This is a genomic window from Streptomyces sp. (assembly GCF_031181705.1).
In the GTDB taxonomy this organism is placed as follows: Bacteria; Actinomycetota; Actinomycetes; order Streptomycetales; family Streptomycetaceae; genus Streptomyces.
Map to the genome: position 1 here is coordinate 1 of NZ_JAPSKN010000116.1, position 18,255 is coordinate 18,255.

The window sequence follows — 18,255 nt, forward strand, 5'->3', positions numbered from 1 at the left end:
CTCAAGGCGCAGCACGACCTGCTCATGGCCAACTTCTTCGCCCAGACGCAGGCGCTCGCCTTCGGCAAGACGCCGGAGGAGGTGCGCGGCGAGGGGGTGCCGGAGGAGCTGGTGCCGCACAAGACGTTCCGCGGCAACCACCCCACGACCACGATCCTGGCGCCCGAGCTGACGCCGTCGGTCCTCGGCCAGCTGGTCGCCCTCTACGAGCACAAGGTGTTCGTGCAGGGCGCGGTGTGGAACATCGACTCCTTCGACCAGTGGGGCGTCGAACTCGGCAAGGTGCTCGCCAAGCGCGTCGAGCCCGCGTTGACCGAGGGCGCCGAGGTCGAGGGCCTGGACGCCTCCACCAAGGCGCTGGTCGCGACCTACCGGGAGCTGCGCGGCCGGGGGTAGGGGGTCACCGGTCGCCGGGGCCGGAGGCCGGGCAGGGGACGCGGCGGCGGCGTGCCGTCCGCGTCCCGTAGACTCCCGGCGATCATGACACCGAGTGCTCGGGGGAGCGCCATATGGCACGCACACGCGGGAGTTGGACGGGCGGCACGCTGACGGCCGGGGCCGTCCTGAAGCCGCAGCGCGCGGCCCGGGCGGTGTTCCACCCGGCCTGGATCCCGGAGGCGCTCGACCGGTCCGTGGAGCGGCTCAAGAGGTTCCGGGTCATCGCCGGGGCGGTCGCCTCCCTGGGGGTCTACACGTTCGTCGAGGGCGGCTTCGACATCACGGAACTGCTGGAGAACGCGCTGACGGCCTCGGTCGTGCTGCTCTTCCTCACACCGTTGACGGTCGGGGCGATGCTCTTGGTCTGGCGGCGCGGCGGCACGGTGCGGCAGTTGCGCCGGCCGCTGCTCAACTCCCTCGCGCTGCTGGGGCTGTTCGTGGGGTGTGTGGCCGTACTGCTGCTGCTGGTGCGGACGGTGAACGCGTCGGCGAACCCGGTCGTGATCATCGGGGTGGGCCTGACGATGATGTGGCTGCTGGTCTTCACGGCGTACGGGGCCGTGCGGGTCTCCGGCAACTTCTTCGGCACGGCCGCCACACACCGCTGCCTGCCGCCGCTGCTCGCCACGGTGACCAGTTGGCTGGTGGCCGTCCCGGACCTGGTCACCGGGGACCTGCACGGGCTCAGACTCACCCTGGGGTACGTCTTCATCCTGGGCGCCCCGGTGACGGTCACCGCGATCGCGCTGCTGGAGATGGGCCGGCTGAAGCGGCGGTACGGGATCAGGCTGACAGCGCATCCGGCGACCCTGGCCCCGACGACCCCGCTCCCGATCCCGGCCCCGGCGGGAGCCCCGTACCTGCCGCCGCGGGGCCACCACCCGTACGGTCGGCCGCAGACGCCGTATCCGCAGCCGCAGGGCCACCCGTACGCGACGCACCCGCATCACCCCCACGGCGGCTGAGCGGCTGGTCCGCGGGTGGTGCGGCCCGGTCAGGCCACCGCGCTGAGCGTGTCCACGAGGCGGCGACGGGCCGCGCGGGCCGCGGGCACGGCGGCCAGGGCCGCAGCGCAGAGCACCGCGGCCGCCCCGAGCAGCAGCATCAGCACCGCCGACGGCCCCTGGGCGATCCCGGCGCCGATACCGCTCGACCGGCCCTGGGCGTCGATCAGCCAGTGGGCGAGCGGCAGGCCCAGGGCGGTGGCGGTGAGCACGGCCGCGAGGGCCGTGAAGCCGGTGGCCGTGACGGTGATCGCCGTGATCTGCCGGGGGGACAGGCCGATGGCCTTCAGGGCGAGCAGATCCCGCTCGCCCTCGCGGACCGTGCCGCCGATCGCGGTGAGCAGTTCGATCAGCCCGATGAGGGCCAGGACGGCGATCAGTCCGGCGACCACCGCGCGCAGGGGGGAGAGCCCGTCGGCGGGGTTGGTCACGGTGTGCACGTCGAGATGGCCGCGCCCGGCCGTGGCCAGCCGGTCGGCCACCTCCCCGGGGTCGGCCCCCGGGGTCAGCCGCAGCTCGTAGAGGGTCGGGCGCAGTCCGGGGTCGTTGTCGCGGAGGGTGTCGAGGGAGGTGGAGATGACCCGGCCCGCGTTCTCCGGCTCGATGCTGCGGCCGACGATGTGCAGGATCTGCGGCTGGTCGCCGACGGTCATGCGCACCCAGTCGCCGACCCTTACGTCGAGCAGGTCGAGCAGCCCCTGCCCGGCCACGGCCTCGTCGGCGCCGCGGGCGGGACGGCCCTCGGCGAGGGTGTACGGGTAGGGGTCCTGGTGGGTGCCGAGGCCGCGCAGGGCGATGGTCGCCGTCTGGCCGGGGACCAGCGCGGCCGTCTCGACGCCGGGGTAGGCGGCGGCCACCTGCGGGTCGCGTTCCAGCAGGGAGCGGGCCCGCCGCTCGCTCAGGCCGGCGTCGGCGCGGACGCTGAGCGTGGTGGGCAGACCGATCTGCTCGGGCTCGCTGTGGAAGCGGTCGATGGTGGTCCAGGCGCTCATCGCCACCACGATCAGCAGCAGCGGCAGGGCGAGGCGGGCGACGGTGGCCAGGGACCGGGGCCGGCGGGTGAACGCCTTGTGCCAGCCCAGCACCAGCGCGGGCGGCACGCGCACCCCGAGGGCCCGGCGCGCCACGCCGGACAGCCGCCCGCCCGGGGTGGCGGCGGGCCGTGGCACCGGCACCGGAGGCACCCGTCCGGCCCGCCAGGCGGCGAGCCCGGTGGTGGCGCCGATGAACAGCACCGCCCCGGCCGGGATCACCAGCAGGGCCACGGTGTGCCCGGGCAGGCCCTGCCACACGCCGACCGCGTCCCCGAGCCGCCCGGGGATCCGGCTGCCCAGGGCCTCGGCGAGCGCGGCGGCGGCCACGGCGCCCAGCAGGGCGTAGGCGAGGTGCTGGAGCAGGAAGATGCGGACCACCTGGCCCGGGGTGAAGCCGATCGCCTTCAGGACCGACAGGTCGCGCAGATGGCCCCGGATGCGGGTGCCGATCGCGCCGTGCACGGCGAGTCCGGCGGCGACCAGCGCGCCCAGCCCGAACAGGCCAAGCACCTGCCCGAGGAGCCGGTTGTCGCCCTGCGCCTCGGCCCGGGCCTGCTGCCAGGTGGAGACCTCGCCGATGGCCCCGGCGCCCAGCACGGTCACGGCCCGCTGCACGAGGTAGGACGTGTCGTCGGGGTCCGTCAGGCGCAGTCCGATCACCTGGCCGCCGGGGTCCGGCACGGCCTGCGGCAGCGCCCACACCAGGCCCGGCTGCTCACCGGGCCGGTAGCGCGGCTCGGCGCTGTCGGCGACACCGACGACGGTCAGCTCGCGGGCGGTGCCGGGCACGGTGAGGGTGTCGCCGGGCTGGGCCAGCAGGGCGCGCGCCAGGCGGCTCTCCAGGACCACGCCGTTCGGGGTGGCCGGGTCCAGCCAGTGGCCGGAGACGAGGGGCGGGCGGCCGACGGACGGGCGTTCCGCCGTGGCGCGCAGTTCGACGAAGGCGCGGCTGCCGCGCGAGGAGACGGTGGTGGCGGCGGTGGGGTAGGGCCCGGCCACCTCGTCGACGCCGTCCAGCGCGGCCAGCTCGCCGGTGTCGGCGGCGGTGTCGGTGTGCAGCCACACGTGGGCGCCGTGCGACTGCGTGAAGACGCGCTGCCAGGGATTGGTCGCGTACCCGAACAGGGCCGTGGCCAGCAGCAGGGACGCGACGATGCCCGCGGTGGCCAGGACGAGGAACAGCGCCTCGCCGCGGTGCGTGCGCAGATCGGAGTGGGCCCAGCGCAGGGTGGCTCGCATACGGGTCAGCCCTTCCGGGGATCGTCGTACCCGCGCATGTCAGTCCTTCAGCTCCAGCACGCCGGATATGCCGGCCCGGCGCGGCGGGGTGCCGCCGTCGAGGGCCGCGTCGTCGGCGATGCGGCCGTCGAAGAAGCTGATCACCCGGTCCGCGGCGCTGGCCAGCCGGGCGTCGTGCGTGACCAGGAGGATGGTCTGGCCGCGCTGGTGGAAGCGGGACAGCAGCCGCATCACCTCGCGGGTGCCCTTGCTGTCGAGGCTGCCCGCGGGCTCGTCGGCCAGCAGCAGCGGCGGGTGGTTGACCAGGGCGCGGGCGAGGGCCACGCGCTGCTGCTCGCCGCCGGACAGCTCGCCCGGCATGCTCCGCTCCTTGCCGGTCAGGCCCAGCTCGGCCAGGAGCTGCTCCCGCTCGGCCCGGGCCCGCTTCGGCGCGACCCCGGCCAGCAGGGCGGGCAGTTCCACGTTGTCCGCGACGGACAGGTTCGACACGAGGTTGAAGAACTGGAAGACGATCCCGATCCGCTTGCGGCGCTCCACCGCCCAGCGGGCCTCGCTGTAGGCGTCGGTCGGCTCGCCGTCGAGCCAGATGCTGCCCGCGTCCGGCCGCTGGAGCCCGCCGAGCAGGTGCAGCAGCGTCGACTTGCCGGCGCCGGACGGGCCGGTGATCGCCACGAACTCGCCCTTCCGGACGCACAGGTCGACCCCGCGCACGGCATGGGCGGGCGCGCCCTCGCCGTGGTGGGTCTTCACCAGTCCCTCGGCGCGCAGCACAGGAGCGGGACGGTCGTCGCTCACTCCAGCTCCTCCAGCTCTTCCTGGCACCGCTCCAGCCAGTCGAGGTCGGCCTGCAGGTGCAGCATCGCGCCCTCGATCAGCAGGTGGGCGATGCGGTTGTCGCGGTCTTCGGCGGCGGCCAGCTTCGACATCTGCCGCATGGTGTTCAGGTACTGGCGCCGCTGCTGGTTGATCAGGGCGATCTGGTCGGCGAGGCCGGTCTGCGGGGCGAGCGCCAGCTTCATGAAGAACTCGTCCCGTACCCGCGGCTCGTCCTCGGGCTCCTCGAACCAGGCGCGCAGCGCCTCCCGCCCGGCGTCGGTGAGGTGGTAGACCTTCTTGTTCGGCCGGCTGGACTGCGCCACGTCCTCGCCCTCGATCAGTCCCGACTTCTCGAGGCGGCCGAGGGTCACATAGATCTGGCCGACGTTCGGCTGAGGGTACGCGGAGCCCAGCAGTTGCTCAAGGTCCTGCTTGAGCTCGTAGCCGTGGGCGGGTCCGCGGGCGAGGAGTGCCAGGAGGGGCAGGCGCACGCGTGCAGTCCTCCTGTCCGGTCCAATGTGCTCCAGGCCCTAGTATCGCCCATACCTAACAGGTATACATGGCCTCTGTTCCGGGCAAGGGTGCCCGTCGCCGGTGTACAGGGAGGAACCTATGCGGTGGATCCACGCCGCCGGTAGGGGCCTTCTCGTTCTCGTCGTGGTCCTGACCGGTCACGTCGCCGCCGGAGCGCAGGCGGGCGAGCCGCCGGCGGGCGGCCGCGGGCCGCTCACCCTGGCCACCGCCGGGGACCTCACCGGCTATCTCGGCCCCCTGCTGGAGGGCTGGAACCGCACCCACCCCGGCGAGCAGGTCACGCTCGTCGAGCTGCCCGACTCGGCCGACGAGACCCGGGCCCAGATGGCCACCGACCTGCGCGACGGCGAGCGCAGCCGGTTCGACGTGCTCAACATCGACGTCAACTGGACCTCCGAGTTCGCCGCCTCCGGCTGGATCAGGCCCCTTCCCCGGGACCGCTTCCCGCTGAAGACCTTCCTCCAGCCGGTCGTGGACACCGCGACCTACGACGGACAGCTCTACGCCGTCCCGTACGTCACCAACGCCGGACTGCTCCTGTACCGCAAGGACGTCCTCGCCGAGGAGGGCGTCGAGCCGCCGCGCACCTGGGCGGAGCTGGAGCGGTACGCCAGGACCATCGCCCCGAAGCACGGCCTCGACGGGTACGCCGGGCAGTTCCTGCCCTACGAGGGCCTCACCGTCAACGCGGCCGAGGCCGTCTACTCGGCGGGCGGCTCGATCCTCGGCGACGAGGGCGAGCGCGTCACGGTCGACTCGGCGGCGGCCCGTGAGGGCATCGGCTTCCTGGCGCGCGGCGTGCGCGAGGGCTGGATCCCGAGGGAAGCCCTGACCTACAAGGAGGAGGAGTCCAAGCAGGCCTTCCAGGACGGCCGGCTGCTCTTCCTGCGGAACTGGCCGTACGCCTACGTCGGCGCCTCCGCCCCCGGCTCGAAGGTCGCCGGCGAGGTCGGCGCCGTACCACTGCCGGGGCCGGACGGGCCGGGCACCAGTGTGCTCGGCGGGTCCAACCTGGCCGTCAGCGCACACGCCCGGCACCCCGACTCCGCCGCGCGCCTGATCGCGTACCTCACCAGTGAGCCCGTCCAGCGCCAGGTCCTCACGCGCGGCGCGCTGCCACCCGTGCGGGCGGATCTGTACGAGGACCCCGGGCTGATCCGCCGGTTCCCGTACCTGCCGACCCTGCGCCAGAGCGTGCTGTCCGCCGCGCCGCGCCCCAAGAGCCCGCACTACGACCAGGTGAGCCTGGTGGTGCAGGCGGTCGTGCACGACGCGATGGCCGGGCGGCAGACGCCCGAGGCTGCGGTGCGGCGGCTGGCGCGTGAACTGGCGGTCATCTCCAACCGCTAGTTACCCGTTAGGTAACGGGGGCATTTCAACTGACTCCGGTGTGTCCGATTAAGTCCCTGTTTGCCACGCCAACTGGCCGGTCACTTCTGTTCTTTTCGTTGACACCCTTCTGACGCCGCTACCTAACATGCATGCATGCTGAGTAAGTACCACTGGTGGCGGGACGCGGTCATCTACCAGGTCTACGTCCGCAGCTTCCTCGACAGCACCGGTGACGGCATCGGCGATCTCGCCGGGGTCCGGGCCGGGCTTCCGTACCTGAGGAAGCTCGGCGTCGACGGGATCTGGCTGAGCCCCTTCTATCCCTCGCCGCAGCACGACCACGGCTACGACGTGGCGGACTACTGCGATGTCGACCCGCTCTTCGGCGACCTCGGCGAGTTCGACCTGCTCATGGGCTCCGCGCGGCGGCTCGGCATCAAGGTGCTGCTCGACATCGTCCCGAACCACTGCTCCAGCGAGCACCCCTGGTTCCGCGAGGCGCTCGCCGCCCCGCCCGGCAGCCCCGCCCGGGCCCGCTTCCACTTCGCCGACGGCCGAGGCCCCGACGGGTCCGAGCCGCCCAACAACTGGCACTCCATGTTCGGCGGCCCCGCCTGGAGCAGGGTCACCGAGCCCGACGGCCGGCCCGGCCAGTGGTACCTGCACATGTTCGCGCCCGAACAGCCCGACTGGAACTGGCGCAACCCCGAGATCGCCGCCGAGTTCGACCGCATCCTGCGCTTCTGGCTGGACCGGGGCATCGACGGCTTCCGCATCGACGTCGCCGCCGGCCTCTTCAAGCACCCCGAGCTGCCCGACTCCGACGACCCGGAGGCCGACGCCCGCACCCGCGACTCGGTCAACCCGCTCGCCTGGAACCAGCCCGAGGTCCACGACGTGTGGCGCCGCTGGCGCTCCATATGCGAGGAGTACACCGAGCGCGACGGCCGCGACCGCCTCCTCGTCGGCGAGGTCTCCGTCCCCACCGCCCGCGAGCACGCCCAGTACGTCCGCCCCGACGAACTGCACCAGGCCTTCTTCTTCGACCTGCTCAGCGCGCCCTGGGACCCGGACGCCTTCCGGAAGGTCATCTCTGAGGCCATGCAGGACATCGCCGGCACCGGTTCCACGGTCACCTGGGTCCTCAACAACCACGACCAGGTCCGCACCGTCACCCGCTACGGCGAACCCGCCACCGAGGGCAGCGGCCTCGGCGCCGCCCGGGCCCGCGCCGCCGCCCTGCTGATGCTGGCGCTGCCCGGCGCCGCCTACATCTACCAGGGCGAGGAACTCGGGCTGCCCGAGGTCGTGGACCTGCCCGACGACGTGCTCACCGACCCGATCTTCCGCCGCACCGGCAGCAGGGCCCGCATCCGCGACGGCTGCCGGGTGCCGCTGCCCTGGTCGGGCCAGGCCTCGCCGTTCGGCTTCACCCCGGGCGTGGAGAGCGCCAAGCCGTGGCTGCCGCAGCCGGAGTACTTCGCCGAGTACGCAACCGACCGCGCTCTCGCCGACACCCGCTCCTTCTGGCACCTGTACCGGGACGGCCTGCAACTGCGCGCCGCCCTGCCCCAGTTGGGCGAGGGCACGCTGCGCTGGCTGGACACCCCGCCGGGGGTCCTGGCCTTCGAGCGGGGCGACGGCCTGGTGTGCGCCGTCAACTTCGGCACCGCCCCCACCCCCGCGCCGGTCCCCGGCGCCCCCCTGCTCACCAGCGGCCCCTGCCCGCCCGGAGTCCTCTCCGGCTCCACGGCCGCCTGGTGGATCCGTTCCTGACCGCCCCGCAAGTCAACTCCCCGAAGGGACATCAACGATGATGCGACGACGTACCCCCCTGCTCACCGGCTGCACCGCCCTGGTCCTGGCACTCGGCGCGACCGCCTGCGGCGGCGGCCCCGTCGCGGCCGGCGGCGGCGACAAGTCCCTCGACGGCCAGACGGTCACCGTGGCCGGCGTCTGGTCCGGCACCGAGCAGAAGAACTTCCAGAAGGTGCTGGACGCCTTCACCGAGAAGACCGGCGCCAAGACGCAGTTCGTCTCCACCGGCGACAACGTCTCCACCGTCGTCGGCAGCAAGATCGAGGGCGGCAACGCCCCCGACGTCGTGATGGTCCCGCAGGTCGGTGTGCTCAAGCAGTTCGCGCAGCAGGGCTGGCTCAAGCCGCTGTCGAAGAAGACCGAGCAGTCCGTCGACGCCGGCTACGCCCCCGTGTGGAAGGAGTACGGCAGCGTCGACGGCACCCTGTACGGCCTGTACTTCAAGGCCGCCCACAAGTCGACCGTCTGGTACAGCCCCGACGCCCTCGCCCAGGCCGGCGTGAAGCCCCCGAAGACCTACGACGAGATGCTGAAGGCCGGGCAGACCGTCTCCGACTCCGGGCTCGCCGCGTTCTCCGTCGCCGGTCAGGACGGATGGACGCTCACCGACTGGTTCGAGAACATCTACCTCTCCCAGGCCGGGCCCGAGAAGTACGACGCCCTCGCCGCCCACGAGCTGAAGTGGACCGACTCCTCCGTCGTCGACGCCCTCACCACGCTCGGCAAGCTCTTCAAGGACAAGCAGCTGATCGCCGGCGGCCAGAAGGGCGCCCTGAACACCGACTTCCCCGGCTCGGTGGAGAAGGTCTTCGGGCCGGAGCCCGAGGCGGGCATGGTCTACGAGGGCGACTTCGTCGCCGGTGTGGCCAAGGACCAGTTCGGCAAGAAGGTCGGCGAGGACGCGAACTTCTTCCCCTTCCCGGCGGTCGGCGGCGGCGAGGCCCCGGTCGTCAGCGGCGGTGACGCCGCCGTCGTCCTCAAGGACGGCAAGAACCAGAAGGCCGCCCAGGCCCTCCTGGAGTACCTGGCCACCCCGGAGGCCTCCGCGGTGTGGGCCGAGGCCGGCGGCTTCCTGTCCCCGAACAAGAAGCTCGACCTCGCCTCCTACGGCGACGACGTCACCCGCGCCACCGCCAAGTCCCTGGTCGACGCCGGCGACTCCGTCCGCTTCGACATGTCCGACCAGGCCCCGGCGGCCTTCGGCGGCACCAAGGGCACCGGCGAGTGGAAGCTGCTGCAGGACTTCCTGCGCGACCCGTCCGACCCGAAGGGCACCGCGGCGAAGCTGGAGGCCGCGGCGGCCAAGGCGTACCAGGACTGATACGCCATGACAGCCACCCTCGTGAAAGAGGCGAGCCCGACGCCGCCGCCGCCCGGCCCGGTCGCCGACCGCGCCCGGCGCCTGCGGCGGCGCGGCAGGATCATCGCCCTGCTGTTCGCCTTCCCGGCGTTGCTGCTGCTCGGCGCGCTCGTCGTCTACCCCGTGCTGTTCAGCGTCGGCCGGAGCTTCTTCGACGCCTCCGGGACGACCTTCGTCGGCGGCGAGAACTACACCGAGATGTTCCGCGACCCGGCGACCCTCAAGGCCGTGCGCAACACGGCCATCTGGGTCGTCGTGGCCCCGGCCCTGCTCACCGGGCTCGGCCTGATCCTGGCCGTGCTGGTGGAGAAGGTCCGCTGGGCCACCGCCTTCAAACTGCTCCTCTTCATGCCGATGGCGGTCTCCTTCCTCGCCGCCGGCATCATCTTCCGGCTCGCCTACGACGAGGACCCCGACAAGGGCGTGCTGAACGCGGCGGTCGTCTCGGTCCACGACGCGTTCAAGGAGCAGTCCTCCTACCCGACGGCCCGGGCACGTGACGGTCAGGGCCTGACGAAGGAGAAGGACGGTTCGTACCGCAGTGCGGCCGTCTCGCCCGGGGACGCGGTGACGCTGGGCCTGGTCGGTGTACAGCCCGGCGACCTGCCCGGCGACGCCCGGCCCGCCTCCGGGGCGGCGGGGCAGAAGGCCGCGGCCGACGAACTGCGCGGTGTCGTCTACCTGGACTTCACCCCCGGCGGGGGAGGGGAGCAGGGCAAGGTCGACGCGCGGGAGAGCGGACTGCCCGGGATGAAGGTCGAGGCGGTCCGCGACGGCGAGCGGGTCGCCACGGCGACGACCACCGCCGACGGCTCCTTCCGCTTCGAGGGCCTGGCACCGGGCTCGTACGCGGTGAAACTGCCGGCGTCCAACTTCGCCGCGCCCTACGAGGGCGTCTCCTGGCTCGGCCCCGCGCTGGTCACCCCGGCGATCATCGGCGCCTACCTGTGGATCTGGACCGGCTTCGCGATGGTGCTGATCGGGGCGGGCCTGTCGACGCTGCCCCGGGACGCGCTGGAGGCGGCGCGGATGGACGGCGCCAACGAGTGGCAGATCTTCCGCCGCATCACGGTGCCGCTGCTGGCCCCGGTCCTCACGGTCGTCTTCGTCACCCTCGTCATCAACGTGATGAAGGTCTTCGACCTCGTCTACATCATCGCGCCCGGGCCCGTGCAGGAGGACGCGACCGTGCTCGCGACGCAGATGTGGCTGGTGTCGTTCGGCGGTGGCAACAACCAGGGGCTCGGCAGCGCGCTCGGTGTGCTGCTCCTGCTGCTGGTCGTCCCGGCCATGGTGTTCAACGTCCGCCGTTTCCGAAGGAGTCAGCGATGAACGCGGTGCGGCGTTCCCTGGGCAACGGAGTCGTCCAGGCCTTCCTCGTGGTCGTGGGGCTGGTGTGGATGACCCCGCTGGCCGGACTGTTCCTGTCCTCCCTGCGATCCGCCGAGGACACGGCGAAGGGCGGCTGGTGGACGGTGTTCTCCAGCCCGGGGCAGCTGTCCTTCGACAACTACTCGGCGCTGCTGGAGAACGCCGGCATCACCCAGGCGTTCTGGAACACGGTGCTGATCTCGGTGCCGACGACGGTGCTGGTCGTGGTCGTGGCGGCGCTCGCCGGTTACGCCTTCGCGTGGCTGGACTTCCCCGGGCGGGACACGGTCTTCCTGGTCGTGGTCGCCCTGCTGGTCGTGCCCGTGCAGATCGGCCTGCTGCCGGTCGCCAAGCTCTTCGGGCAGCTCGGCCTGTTCGGCACGATCCCCGGAGTCGTCCTCTTCCACGTCGCCTACGGCCTGCCGTTCGCGGTGTTCCTCCTGCGCAACTACTTCGCCGAGATGCCGAAGGAGATGCTGGAGGCGGCGCGGATGGACGGTGGCAGCGAGTGGCGCATCTTCACCCGCCTGGTCCTGCCCGTCGGCCGCCCGGCGATCGCCTCCCTGGCCATCTTCCAGTTCCTGTGGGTCTGGAACGACATGCTGGTGGCGCTGCTGTTCGCCGACAGCTCCGCGCAGCCGCTGACCGTGGAACTGCAGTCGCAGATACGCCAGTTCGGCAGCAACATCGACGTGCTGGCACCCGGGGCGTTCCTGTCCCTGATCGTCCCGGTGGTGGTGTTCTTCGCGTTCCAGAAGCACTTCGTGCAGGGCGTGATGGCGGGCTCGGTGAAGTAGCCCGCCACCTCGGTCCGCTAGCCGTCCACCGCCGCCATGGCGCGCTCCACATGGGCGCGCAGGGTGCGCGGTGGGCGGCCGGTGAGGCGTTCCACCGTGTCGGTGACGCGGTCCTCGGCCCCTTCGGCGATGGCCCGGTCCAACTCGGCGAGGACCGCCGCGAACTCCGGCGGGAGGAACCGCGCCAGCCGGTCGCGCAGCTCCTCGACGGTCAGCCGCGAGTGGGTCACGGGGCGTCCCGTGACCTCGCTGACGACGGCGGCGGCGTCGTCGTAACTCAGCGCCTCGGGGCCGGTGATGACCAGATCGCCGCCCGCGTCCCGGTCGGCGGTCAGCGCGTGCACGGCGACGGCGGCGATGTCGTCGGCGTCCACGAAGGCCACCCGCCCCTCGCCCGTGGCGGTCCACATCGTCCCGTGCTCGCGGATGGTGCGGGCGTGCTCGTGGTCGCCGGTGAGGTTCTGCATGAACCACGAGGGCCGCAGGACCGCCCATGTCCCGAACAGGCCGGGCAGGGCCCGCTGCACCTGCCCGACCGCCGGGCCTCCGGAGGGGATCGCCGAGGAACCGAGCAGCACGGCCCGGCCCACGCCGCGCGCGCGGGCCTGTTCCAGGAACGGCAGCATGACGGCGGCCGGGTCGGGGTCCCCGACCGGCGGGACCAGATAGACCCGGTCCACGTCCCGCAGCGCCTCCTCGAACGTTCCGGGGTCGTACCAGTCGAAACGGACCGGCTCGGTACCGGCGACGGGGGTCGCGCGGCGGCTCGCGGCCCGCACCCGTCGCCCCCGCGCGGAGAGCTGCCGGGCCACGCGCCCACCGGTCGTGCCGGTGGCCCCGATGACGAGGGTGGCGGCGCTCACCGGGCGCTCCCCGCGAAGTCGGCCGTGCCGTCCTGGGGGATCGCGAGCGGGTTCCAGTAGTCGCGGTAGCGGGTGAAACGGCCGTCGGCGACCGTCACCACGGCGATGTACGTCATGTCGTACGGGGCCCCGCTCGCGACCAGCCGTCCCACCGCGCGCATCTCGACCACGACGGTCGCGGGGTCCTCGGTGCGGTGGATCGTCAGGTCGGGGAAGGCGTGCAGGTCGATGTGGGCGGGATAGTCCCGTATGTAGTCCTGGACGGCCGCCTTGCCCTCCAGCCGCCTCGGCCACCCGTCGGGGGCGAACGGAAACTCCATCACGCCCTCGTCGTGCCAGAGCGCGACCCAGCCGTCGATGTCCTTGTCGAGCAGCAGCCGCAGGCTCTCCCGGAACAGGTCGGCCGGTGAGGTGGCCGGTGAGGTGGATGCAGTCATGGATGAAGTCATGGGTATCCCTCCGCTACGATACGGACCGCTGGTCCGCTTAAGAGAATACGGACCCGCGGTCCGGTTGTGCAAGATGCGGACCCGGGGTCCGTTTACCGGGTCGAAGGAGACGGAGACACCCCGTGCCCGAACGCAAGCCCCGCGCGGACGCCCTGCGCAACCGTGAGACCGTCCTGGCGGCGGCCGACCGGCTCTTCGCCACGTGCGCGAGCCCCGAGGACGTCACCATGGCCGACATCGCCGCAGCGGCCGGCGTCGGCAAGGGCACCCTCTTCCGGGGGTTCGGCGACCGCACGGGCCTGATCCGCGCGCTCTACGAGTCCCGGCTCGAACCGATCCGCCACGCCGTCGCCGAGGGCCCTCACCCGCTCGGGCCCACGACGCCCCCCGCCGAACGCGTCCCGGCCCTGCTCGACGCCCTGCTGTGCTTCAAGCTCGACCACCGGCACCTGTCCCTCGCCCTGGAGGGCACGGGAAGCGACAGCCCCTACCGCGCCGCCCACTACGACTGGTGGCACGGCACACTCCGGGACGTCCTGGAACAGCTCCCCGGACTCACCGACGCCGGCTTCACCGCCCACGCGCTGCTGGCGGCGGTCCGCGCGGACCTCGTCGACCACCTCACCGACCGGGAGCACGTGACGCGTGAGCGGCTCCGGAGGGATCTGGCCGGGTACACCGCACGCGTGCTGGCCGGCGACTGAGCCCGGGAACACCGGAGCGGCCGGCCCCCCTGTCTCCAGGGGGTCCGGCCGCTCCGGTGAACAGGCCGGTCGGCCTTCGCGACGGTCAGGCCGACGCCGGCGGATACAGACCTCGCGGCAGCTGCGAAGCCGCCGCCGCGTCCAGCAGCCACAGCGTCCGGGACCGGCCGTACGCGCCCGCCGCCGGTGCCTGCACCTCGCCCGCCCCCGACAGCGCGATCGCCGCCGCCTGCGCCTTGTCCGCACCGGCCGCGAGGAGCCAGACCTCACGGGCGGCACGGATCGCCGGCAGCGTCAGCGTCACCCGCGTCGGTGGCGGCTTGGGCGCGCCGTGCACACCGACCACCGTGCGGTCGGTCTCCCGGACCGCCGGCAGCTCCGGGAACAGCGACGCGACATGCGTGTCCGGACCGACGCCCAGCATCAGCACGTCGAACGCGGGGACGGGCCCGTGGTTCTCCGGGCCGGCCGCCGCCGCCAGTTCCTCCGCGTACGCGGCGGCCGCCGCGTCCACGTCGTCGCCGTGCGGCCCGTCCGACGCGGGCATCGCGTGCACACGCTGGGGATCGAGCGGTACCGCGTCCAGCAGCGCGGCGCGGGCCTGCGTGACGTTGCGGTCCGGGTCGCCCTCGGGCAGGAAGCGCTCGTCGCCCCACCACAGGTCCAGCCGGGACCAGTCGACCGCGTCCCGCGCGGGCGCCGCCGCCAGCGCGGCCAGCAGGCCGTTGCCGTTGCGGCCGCCCGTCAGGACCACGGACGCCGAGCCCCGGGAGGCCTGCGCGTCCACGATCCTGGTGATCAGCCGGGCCGCCGCGGCCTGCGCCATCAGCTCCTTGTCCCGGTGGACGACCAGCTGCGGTGCCGTACTCACTTCGCCTCCGCCTTCCGGACCGGCTCCGGCGTGGGCGGCTCCTGCTTCACCGGTGCCTGCGCCGTCGCTTCCGCAGCGGGAGCTTTCGCAGCCGCCTCGACGGGAGAGGGGAGGGCGAGTCGGGCCCGCCCGTCACTTTTGGGCACCGGGCCCGCGGCCTTCAGCCGGTCCACCCCGTACCGCAGGGCCGACGCGTAGGTGTCGTCCGGGTCCAGCCGCCGCAGCTCCTCCGCGATCAGCTCGGCCGTGTCCCGGCGCTTGAGCGCCACCGCACGGTCGGGCTGGCCCTCGATGGAGAGGGTCGCCAGGGAGCCGTCGGCGCGGTCCAGGTGGATCGGGCCGCAGTTGGTGTCCATGCGGACCGCCGTCAGACCCGGGCCGCCGGACAGGGAGCGCTTCACGGGGACGTCCAGCCGGTCCGCGAGCCACATCGCCAGCAGCTCGCAGCTCGGATTGAACTCCTCGCCCTCCACCTCGACGGCCCTGACCTCGCAGGCGACCTGGTCCAGCGCCGCCGCCAGCATGGAACGCCAGGGCGTGATGCGGGTCCACGACAGGTCCGTGTCGCCGGGAGTGTAGGTCTCCGACCGGGTGGCGAGGTCCCGCACCGGCTGCTCGGAGGCGTAGGTGTCGGTGACGCGGCGCTGGGCGAGGGCGCCCAGGGGGTCCTTCGCCGGGTCGAGCGGCGCGTTCACCGGCCACCACACCACCACCGGGGCGTCCGGCAGCAGCAGCGGCAGCACCACCGACTGGGCGTGGTCGACGACCTCGCCGTACAGCCGCAGCACCACCGTCTCGCCGGTGCCCGCGTCCGCGCCCACCCGGACCTCCGCGTCCAGGCGGGACTGCGTACGGTCGCGGGGCGAGCGGGAGACGCGCTTGATGACCACCAGCGTGCGTGAGGGGTGCTCGCGCGAGGCGTCGCTCGCGGCCTTCAGCGCGTCGTAGGCGTTCTCCTCGTCCGTCACGATGACCAGCGTGAGCACCATGCCGACCGCCGGGGTGCCGATCGCCCGGCGGCCCTGCACCAGCGCCTTGTTGATCTTGCTGGCCGTGGTGTCGGTCAGGTCTATCTTCATGGCCGGCGCCAGCTCCGTCCGTGTCGCTCGAGCATTTCGTCCGCCTCGACGGGCCCCCAGGTACCGGCCGGGTACTGGGCGGGCTTGCCGTTGGTGTCCCAGTACTCCTCGATCGGGTCGAGGATCTTCCAGGACAGCTCGACCTCCTCGGTGCGCGGGAAGAGGTTCGAGTCACCGAGCAGGACGTCCAGGATGAGACGCTCGTACGCCTCGGGGCTGGACTCCGTGAAGGACTCGCCGTACGCGAAGTCCATCGACACGTCCCGGATCTCCATCGACGTGCCCGGCACCTTCGAGCCGAAGCGGACCGTCACGCCCTCGTCCGGCTGGACGCGGATGACGATCGCGTTGGAACCGAGCTCCTCGGTGGCGGTGGAGTCGAAGGGGGAGTGCGGCGCCCGCTGGAAGACGACCGCGATCTCCGTCACCCGGCGGCCCAGCCGCTTGCCGGTGCGCAGGTAGAAGGGGACGCCCGCCCAGCGGCGGTTGTCGATCTCCAGCTTGATCGCGGCGTAGGTGTCGGTCTTCGAGGAGGCGTCGATGCCGTCCTCCTCCAGGTAACCGCGCACCTTCGTGCCGCCCTGCCAGCCGGCCGCGTACTGGGCGCGCACGGTGTCGCGGCCCAGGTCCTGCGGCAGCCGCACCGCGCCGAGCACCTTGGTCTTCTCGGCGGCCAGCGCGTCCGCGTCGAAGGAGGCGGGCTCCTCCATCGCGGTCAGGGCCATCAGCTGCAGCAGGTGGTTCTGGATGACGTCACGGGCGGCGCCGATGCCGTCGTAGTAGCCGGCCCGGCCGCCGATGCCGATGTCCTCGGCCATGGTGATCTGCACGTGGTCCACGAACGACCGGTTCCAGATCGGCTCGAACATCGTGTTCGCGAAGCGCAGCGCCAGGATGTTCTGGACGGTCTCCTTGCCCAGGTAGTGGTCGATGCGGAAGACCTGCTCCGGGGCGAAGACCTCGTGGACGACCTTGTTGAGTTCCTCGGCCGACTTCAGGTTGTGGCCGAACGGCTTCTCGATCACCGCGCGACGCCACGAACCACCGGTCTGGTCCGCCAGCCCGTGCTTCTTCAGCTGCTGGATGACCACCGGGAAGGACTTCGGCGGCACCGAGAGGTAGAAGGCGAAGTTGCCGCCCGTGCCCTGGGCCTTGTCCAGCTCCTCGATCGTCGAGCGCAGCCGCTCGAACGCGTCGTCGTCGTCGAACGTGCCCTGCACGAAGCGCATGCCCTGGATGAGCTGCTGCCAGACCTCCTCGCGGAAGGGCGTGCGCGCGTGCTCCTTGACCGCGTCGTGCACCTCCTGCGCGAAGTCCTCGTGCGCCCACTCACGGCGGGCGAAGCCCACCAGCGAGAAGCCCGGCGGCAGCAGACCCCGGTTGGCCAGGTCGTACACGGCCGGCATCAGCTTCTTGCGTGACAGGTCACCCGTGACGCCGAAGATGACCAGGCCCGACGGCCCCGCGATACGCGGGAGCCGTCGGTCCGCCGGGTCACGCAGCGGATTGCTGCTCGACACCTGTTCAGCCCTCCGAGGGGGCGAGGCGCTTCAGCTCGGCCTCGGTCGACTTCAGCAGGTCGTTCCAGGCGCCCTCGAACTTCTCGACGCCCTCCTTCTCCAGCAGCTGGACGACCTCGTCGTACTTGATCCCCAGCCGCTCGACCGCGTCGAGGTCGGCGCGGGCCTGCTCGTACGTGCCGGCCACGGTGTCGCCCGTGATCTCGCCGTGGTCCTCGGTGGCGAACAGGGTCGCCTCCGGCATGGTGTTCACCGTGTTCGGCGCGACCAGCTCGGTGACGTACATGGTGTCGCTGTACGCCTTGTCCTTCACGCCGGTCGACGCCCACAGCGGACGCTGCTTGTTGGCACCCGCCTTCTCCAGCGCGGCCCAGCGGTCCGAGGAGAAGACCTCCTCGTACGCCTGGTAGGCGAGCCGGGCGTTGGCGACGGCGGCCTTGCCGCGCAGCGCCTTGGCCTCGTCGGTGCCCAGCGCGTCGATCCGCTTGTCGATCTCGGTGTCCACGCGGGAGACGAAGAACGACGCCACGGAGTGGATCTGCGACAGGTCCAGGCCGCGCTCCTTGGCCTTCTCCAGGCCGGTCAGGAACGCGTCCATGACCTTGCGGTAGCGCTCCAGCGAGAAGATCAGCGTGACGTTGACGCTGATGCCCAGGCCGATGGTCTCGGCGATGGCCGGGATGCCGGCCTCGGTCGCCGGGATCTTGATGAGCGTGTTGGGCCGGTCCACCAGCCACGCGAGCTGCTTGGCCTCGGCGACGGTGGCCCGCGTGTTGTGCGCCAGGCGGGGGTCGACCTCGATCGAGACCCGGCCGTCCTGGCCGCCGGTGGCGTCGAAGACGGGGCGCAGCACGTCGGCGGCGTCGCGGACGTCCGCCGTGGTGATCATGCGGATGGCCTCTTCGACGGTGACCTCGCGGGCGGCCAGGTCGGTCAGCTGCGTGTCGTAGCCGTCGCCCTGCGAGATCGCCTTCTGGAAGATCGAGGGGTTGGTGGTGACGCCCACGACGTGCTGCTGGTCGATCA

16 protein-coding genes and 1 pseudogene are annotated in these 18,255 nt (G+C 72.2%); 8 read left to right on the top strand and 9 right to left on the bottom strand.

Features of this window, described 5'->3' with window-relative positions; all coding sequences use genetic code 11:
* Together RIN80_RS20450 and RIN80_RS20455 are read left to right on the top strand one after the other, a co-directional pair.
* Window positions 1–396, top strand: a pseudogene (locus tag RIN80_RS20450) (glucose-6-phosphate isomerase); the annotation flags it as partial.
* Between the two features lie 113 nt (window positions 397–509).
* Complete coding sequence (locus RIN80_RS20455; RefSeq protein WP_309097072.1) at window positions 510–1,403, top strand: hypothetical protein; 894 nt, start codon at window positions 510–512, stop codon at window positions 1,401–1,403.
* A 29-nt stretch (window positions 1,404–1,432) separates the two neighbouring features.
* Here RIN80_RS20455 and RIN80_RS20460 read toward each other — a convergent pair whose 3' ends face one another.
* From RIN80_RS20460 to RIN80_RS20470, 3 genes are read right to left on the bottom strand one after another with little or no spacing between them, the layout of a single operon-like run.
* Window positions 1,433–3,715, bottom strand: coding sequence for an ABC transporter permease (locus RIN80_RS20460; RefSeq protein ID WP_309097073.1), 2,283 nt, complete (start codon window positions 3,713–3,715; stop codon window positions 1,433–1,435).
* A gap of 39 nt (window positions 3,716–3,754) precedes the next feature.
* Window positions 3,755–4,510 (bottom strand): ABC transporter ATP-binding protein, encoded by a 756-nt coding sequence (locus RIN80_RS20465; RefSeq protein WP_309097074.1) that lies wholly within the window; start codon window positions 4,508–4,510, stop codon window positions 3,755–3,757.
* Entirely contained in the window at window positions 4,507–5,022 is a 516-nt protein-coding gene (locus RIN80_RS20470) for a PadR family transcriptional regulator (protein ID WP_309097075.1), read from the bottom strand. The genes RIN80_RS20465 and RIN80_RS20470 overlap by 4 nt, the downstream gene beginning before the upstream one ends.
* A gap of 121 nt (window positions 5,023–5,143) precedes the next feature.
* Between RIN80_RS20470 and RIN80_RS20475 the strand changes: the two genes are divergently transcribed.
* The 5 genes from RIN80_RS20475 (at window position 5,144) to RIN80_RS20495 (ending at window position 11,743) form a co-directional block, all read left to right on the top strand.
* Window positions 5,144–6,415, top strand: coding sequence for an ABC transporter substrate-binding protein (locus RIN80_RS20475; protein ID WP_309097076.1), 1,272 nt, complete (start codon window positions 5,144–5,146; stop codon window positions 6,413–6,415).
* A 135-nt stretch (window positions 6,416–6,550) separates the two neighbouring features.
* Window positions 6,551–8,173, top strand: coding sequence for a glycoside hydrolase family 13 protein (locus tag RIN80_RS20480; RefSeq protein ID WP_309097077.1), 1,623 nt, complete (start codon window positions 6,551–6,553; stop codon window positions 8,171–8,173).
* 37 nt (window positions 8,174–8,210) lie between these two features.
* On the top strand, window positions 8,211–9,536 hold the full coding sequence (locus tag RIN80_RS20485; protein WP_309097078.1) for an ABC transporter substrate-binding protein: 1,326 nt from the start codon (window positions 8,211–8,213) through the stop codon (window positions 9,534–9,536).
* A gap of 6 nt (window positions 9,537–9,542) precedes the next feature.
* Complete coding sequence (locus tag RIN80_RS20490; RefSeq protein ID WP_309097079.1) at window positions 9,543–10,907, top strand: ABC transporter permease subunit; 1,365 nt, start codon at window positions 9,543–9,545, stop codon at window positions 10,905–10,907.
* Entirely contained in the window at window positions 10,904–11,743 is an 840-nt protein-coding gene (locus RIN80_RS20495) for a carbohydrate ABC transporter permease (RefSeq protein WP_309097080.1), read from the top strand. The genes RIN80_RS20490 and RIN80_RS20495 overlap by 4 nt, the downstream gene beginning before the upstream one ends.
* A 17-nt stretch (window positions 11,744–11,760) precedes the next feature.
* Here RIN80_RS20495 and RIN80_RS20500 read toward each other — a convergent pair whose 3' ends face one another.
* On the bottom strand, window positions 11,761–12,606 hold the full coding sequence (locus RIN80_RS20500; protein ID WP_309097081.1) for an NAD(P)H-binding protein: 846 nt from the start codon (window positions 12,604–12,606) through the stop codon (window positions 11,761–11,763).
* Complete coding sequence (locus tag RIN80_RS20505) at window positions 12,603–13,043, bottom strand: nuclear transport factor 2 family protein (protein ID WP_309097082.1); 441 nt, start codon at window positions 13,041–13,043, stop codon at window positions 12,603–12,605. Before RIN80_RS20505 ends, RIN80_RS20500 begins: the two co-directional genes overlap by 4 nt.
* Before the next feature lie 134 nt (window positions 13,044–13,177).
* Here RIN80_RS20505 and RIN80_RS20510 point away from each other — a divergent pair, with 134 nt between their 5' ends.
* The gene (locus RIN80_RS20510) at window positions 13,178–13,759 is read left to right on the top strand and encodes a TetR/AcrR family transcriptional regulator (RefSeq protein ID WP_309097083.1); all 582 of its coding nucleotides are present in this window, start codon (window positions 13,178–13,180) and stop codon (window positions 13,757–13,759) included.
* A gap of 85 nt (window positions 13,760–13,844) precedes the next feature.
* Here the strand turns inward: RIN80_RS20510 and pgl are convergent, their stop codons facing one another.
* From pgl to tal, 4 genes are all read right to left on the bottom strand, one after another.
* A complete protein-coding gene (gene pgl / locus RIN80_RS20515; RefSeq protein ID WP_309097084.1) occupies window positions 13,845–14,630 on the bottom strand; it encodes a 6-phosphogluconolactonase in 786 nt (261 codons plus the stop codon).
* Window positions 14,627–15,709 (bottom strand): glucose-6-phosphate dehydrogenase assembly protein OpcA, encoded by a 1,083-nt coding sequence (gene opcA / locus RIN80_RS20520; RefSeq protein WP_309097085.1) that lies wholly within the window; start codon window positions 15,707–15,709, stop codon window positions 14,627–14,629. The genes pgl and opcA overlap by 4 nt, the downstream gene beginning before the upstream one ends.
* Window positions 15,706–17,229, bottom strand: a complete 1,524-nt coding sequence (gene zwf, locus RIN80_RS20525; protein WP_309097086.1) for a glucose-6-phosphate dehydrogenase — start codon at window positions 17,227–17,229, stop codon at window positions 15,706–15,708. Before zwf ends, opcA begins: the two co-directional genes overlap by 4 nt.
* Window positions 17,230–17,233: 4 nt before the next feature.
* A partial coding sequence (gene tal / locus RIN80_RS20530) for a transaldolase (protein WP_309097087.1) occupies window positions 17,234–18,255 on the bottom strand: 1,022 nt, incomplete at its 5' end.

What these genes read in the sequence shown, in the direction of transcription:
- RIN80_RS20480 (WP_309097077.1), top strand. Translation starts at nt 6,551, where the DNA reads ATGCTGAGTAAGTACCACTGGTGGCGGGACGCGGTCATCTACCAGGTC.
- RIN80_RS20460 (WP_309097073.1), bottom strand. Translation starts at nt 3,715, where the DNA reads ATGCGAGCCACCCTGCGCTGGGCCCACTCCGATCTGCGCACGCACCGC.
- RIN80_RS20475 (WP_309097076.1), top strand. Translation starts at nt 5,144, where the DNA reads ATGCGGTGGATCCACGCCGCCGGTAGGGGCCTTCTCGTTCTCGTCGTG.
- RIN80_RS20485 (WP_309097078.1), top strand. Translation starts at nt 8,211, where the DNA reads ATGATGCGACGACGTACCCCCCTGCTCACCGGCTGCACCGCCCTGGTC.
- RIN80_RS20455 (WP_309097072.1), top strand. Translation starts at nt 510, where the DNA reads ATGGCACGCACACGCGGGAGTTGGACGGGCGGCACGCTGACGGCCGGG.
- RIN80_RS20495 (WP_309097080.1), top strand. Translation starts at nt 10,904, where the DNA reads ATGAACGCGGTGCGGCGTTCCCTGGGCAACGGAGTCGTCCAGGCCTTC.
- RIN80_RS20490 (WP_309097079.1), top strand. Translation starts at nt 9,543, where the DNA reads ATGACAGCCACCCTCGTGAAAGAGGCGAGCCCGACGCCGCCGCCGCCC.
- RIN80_RS20505 (WP_309097082.1), bottom strand. Translation starts at nt 13,043, where the DNA reads ATGACTGCATCCACCTCACCGGCCACCTCACCGGCCGACCTGTTCCGG.
- opcA (WP_309097085.1), bottom strand. Translation starts at nt 15,709, where the DNA reads ATGAAGATAGACCTGACCGACACCACGGCCAGCAAGATCAACAAGGCG.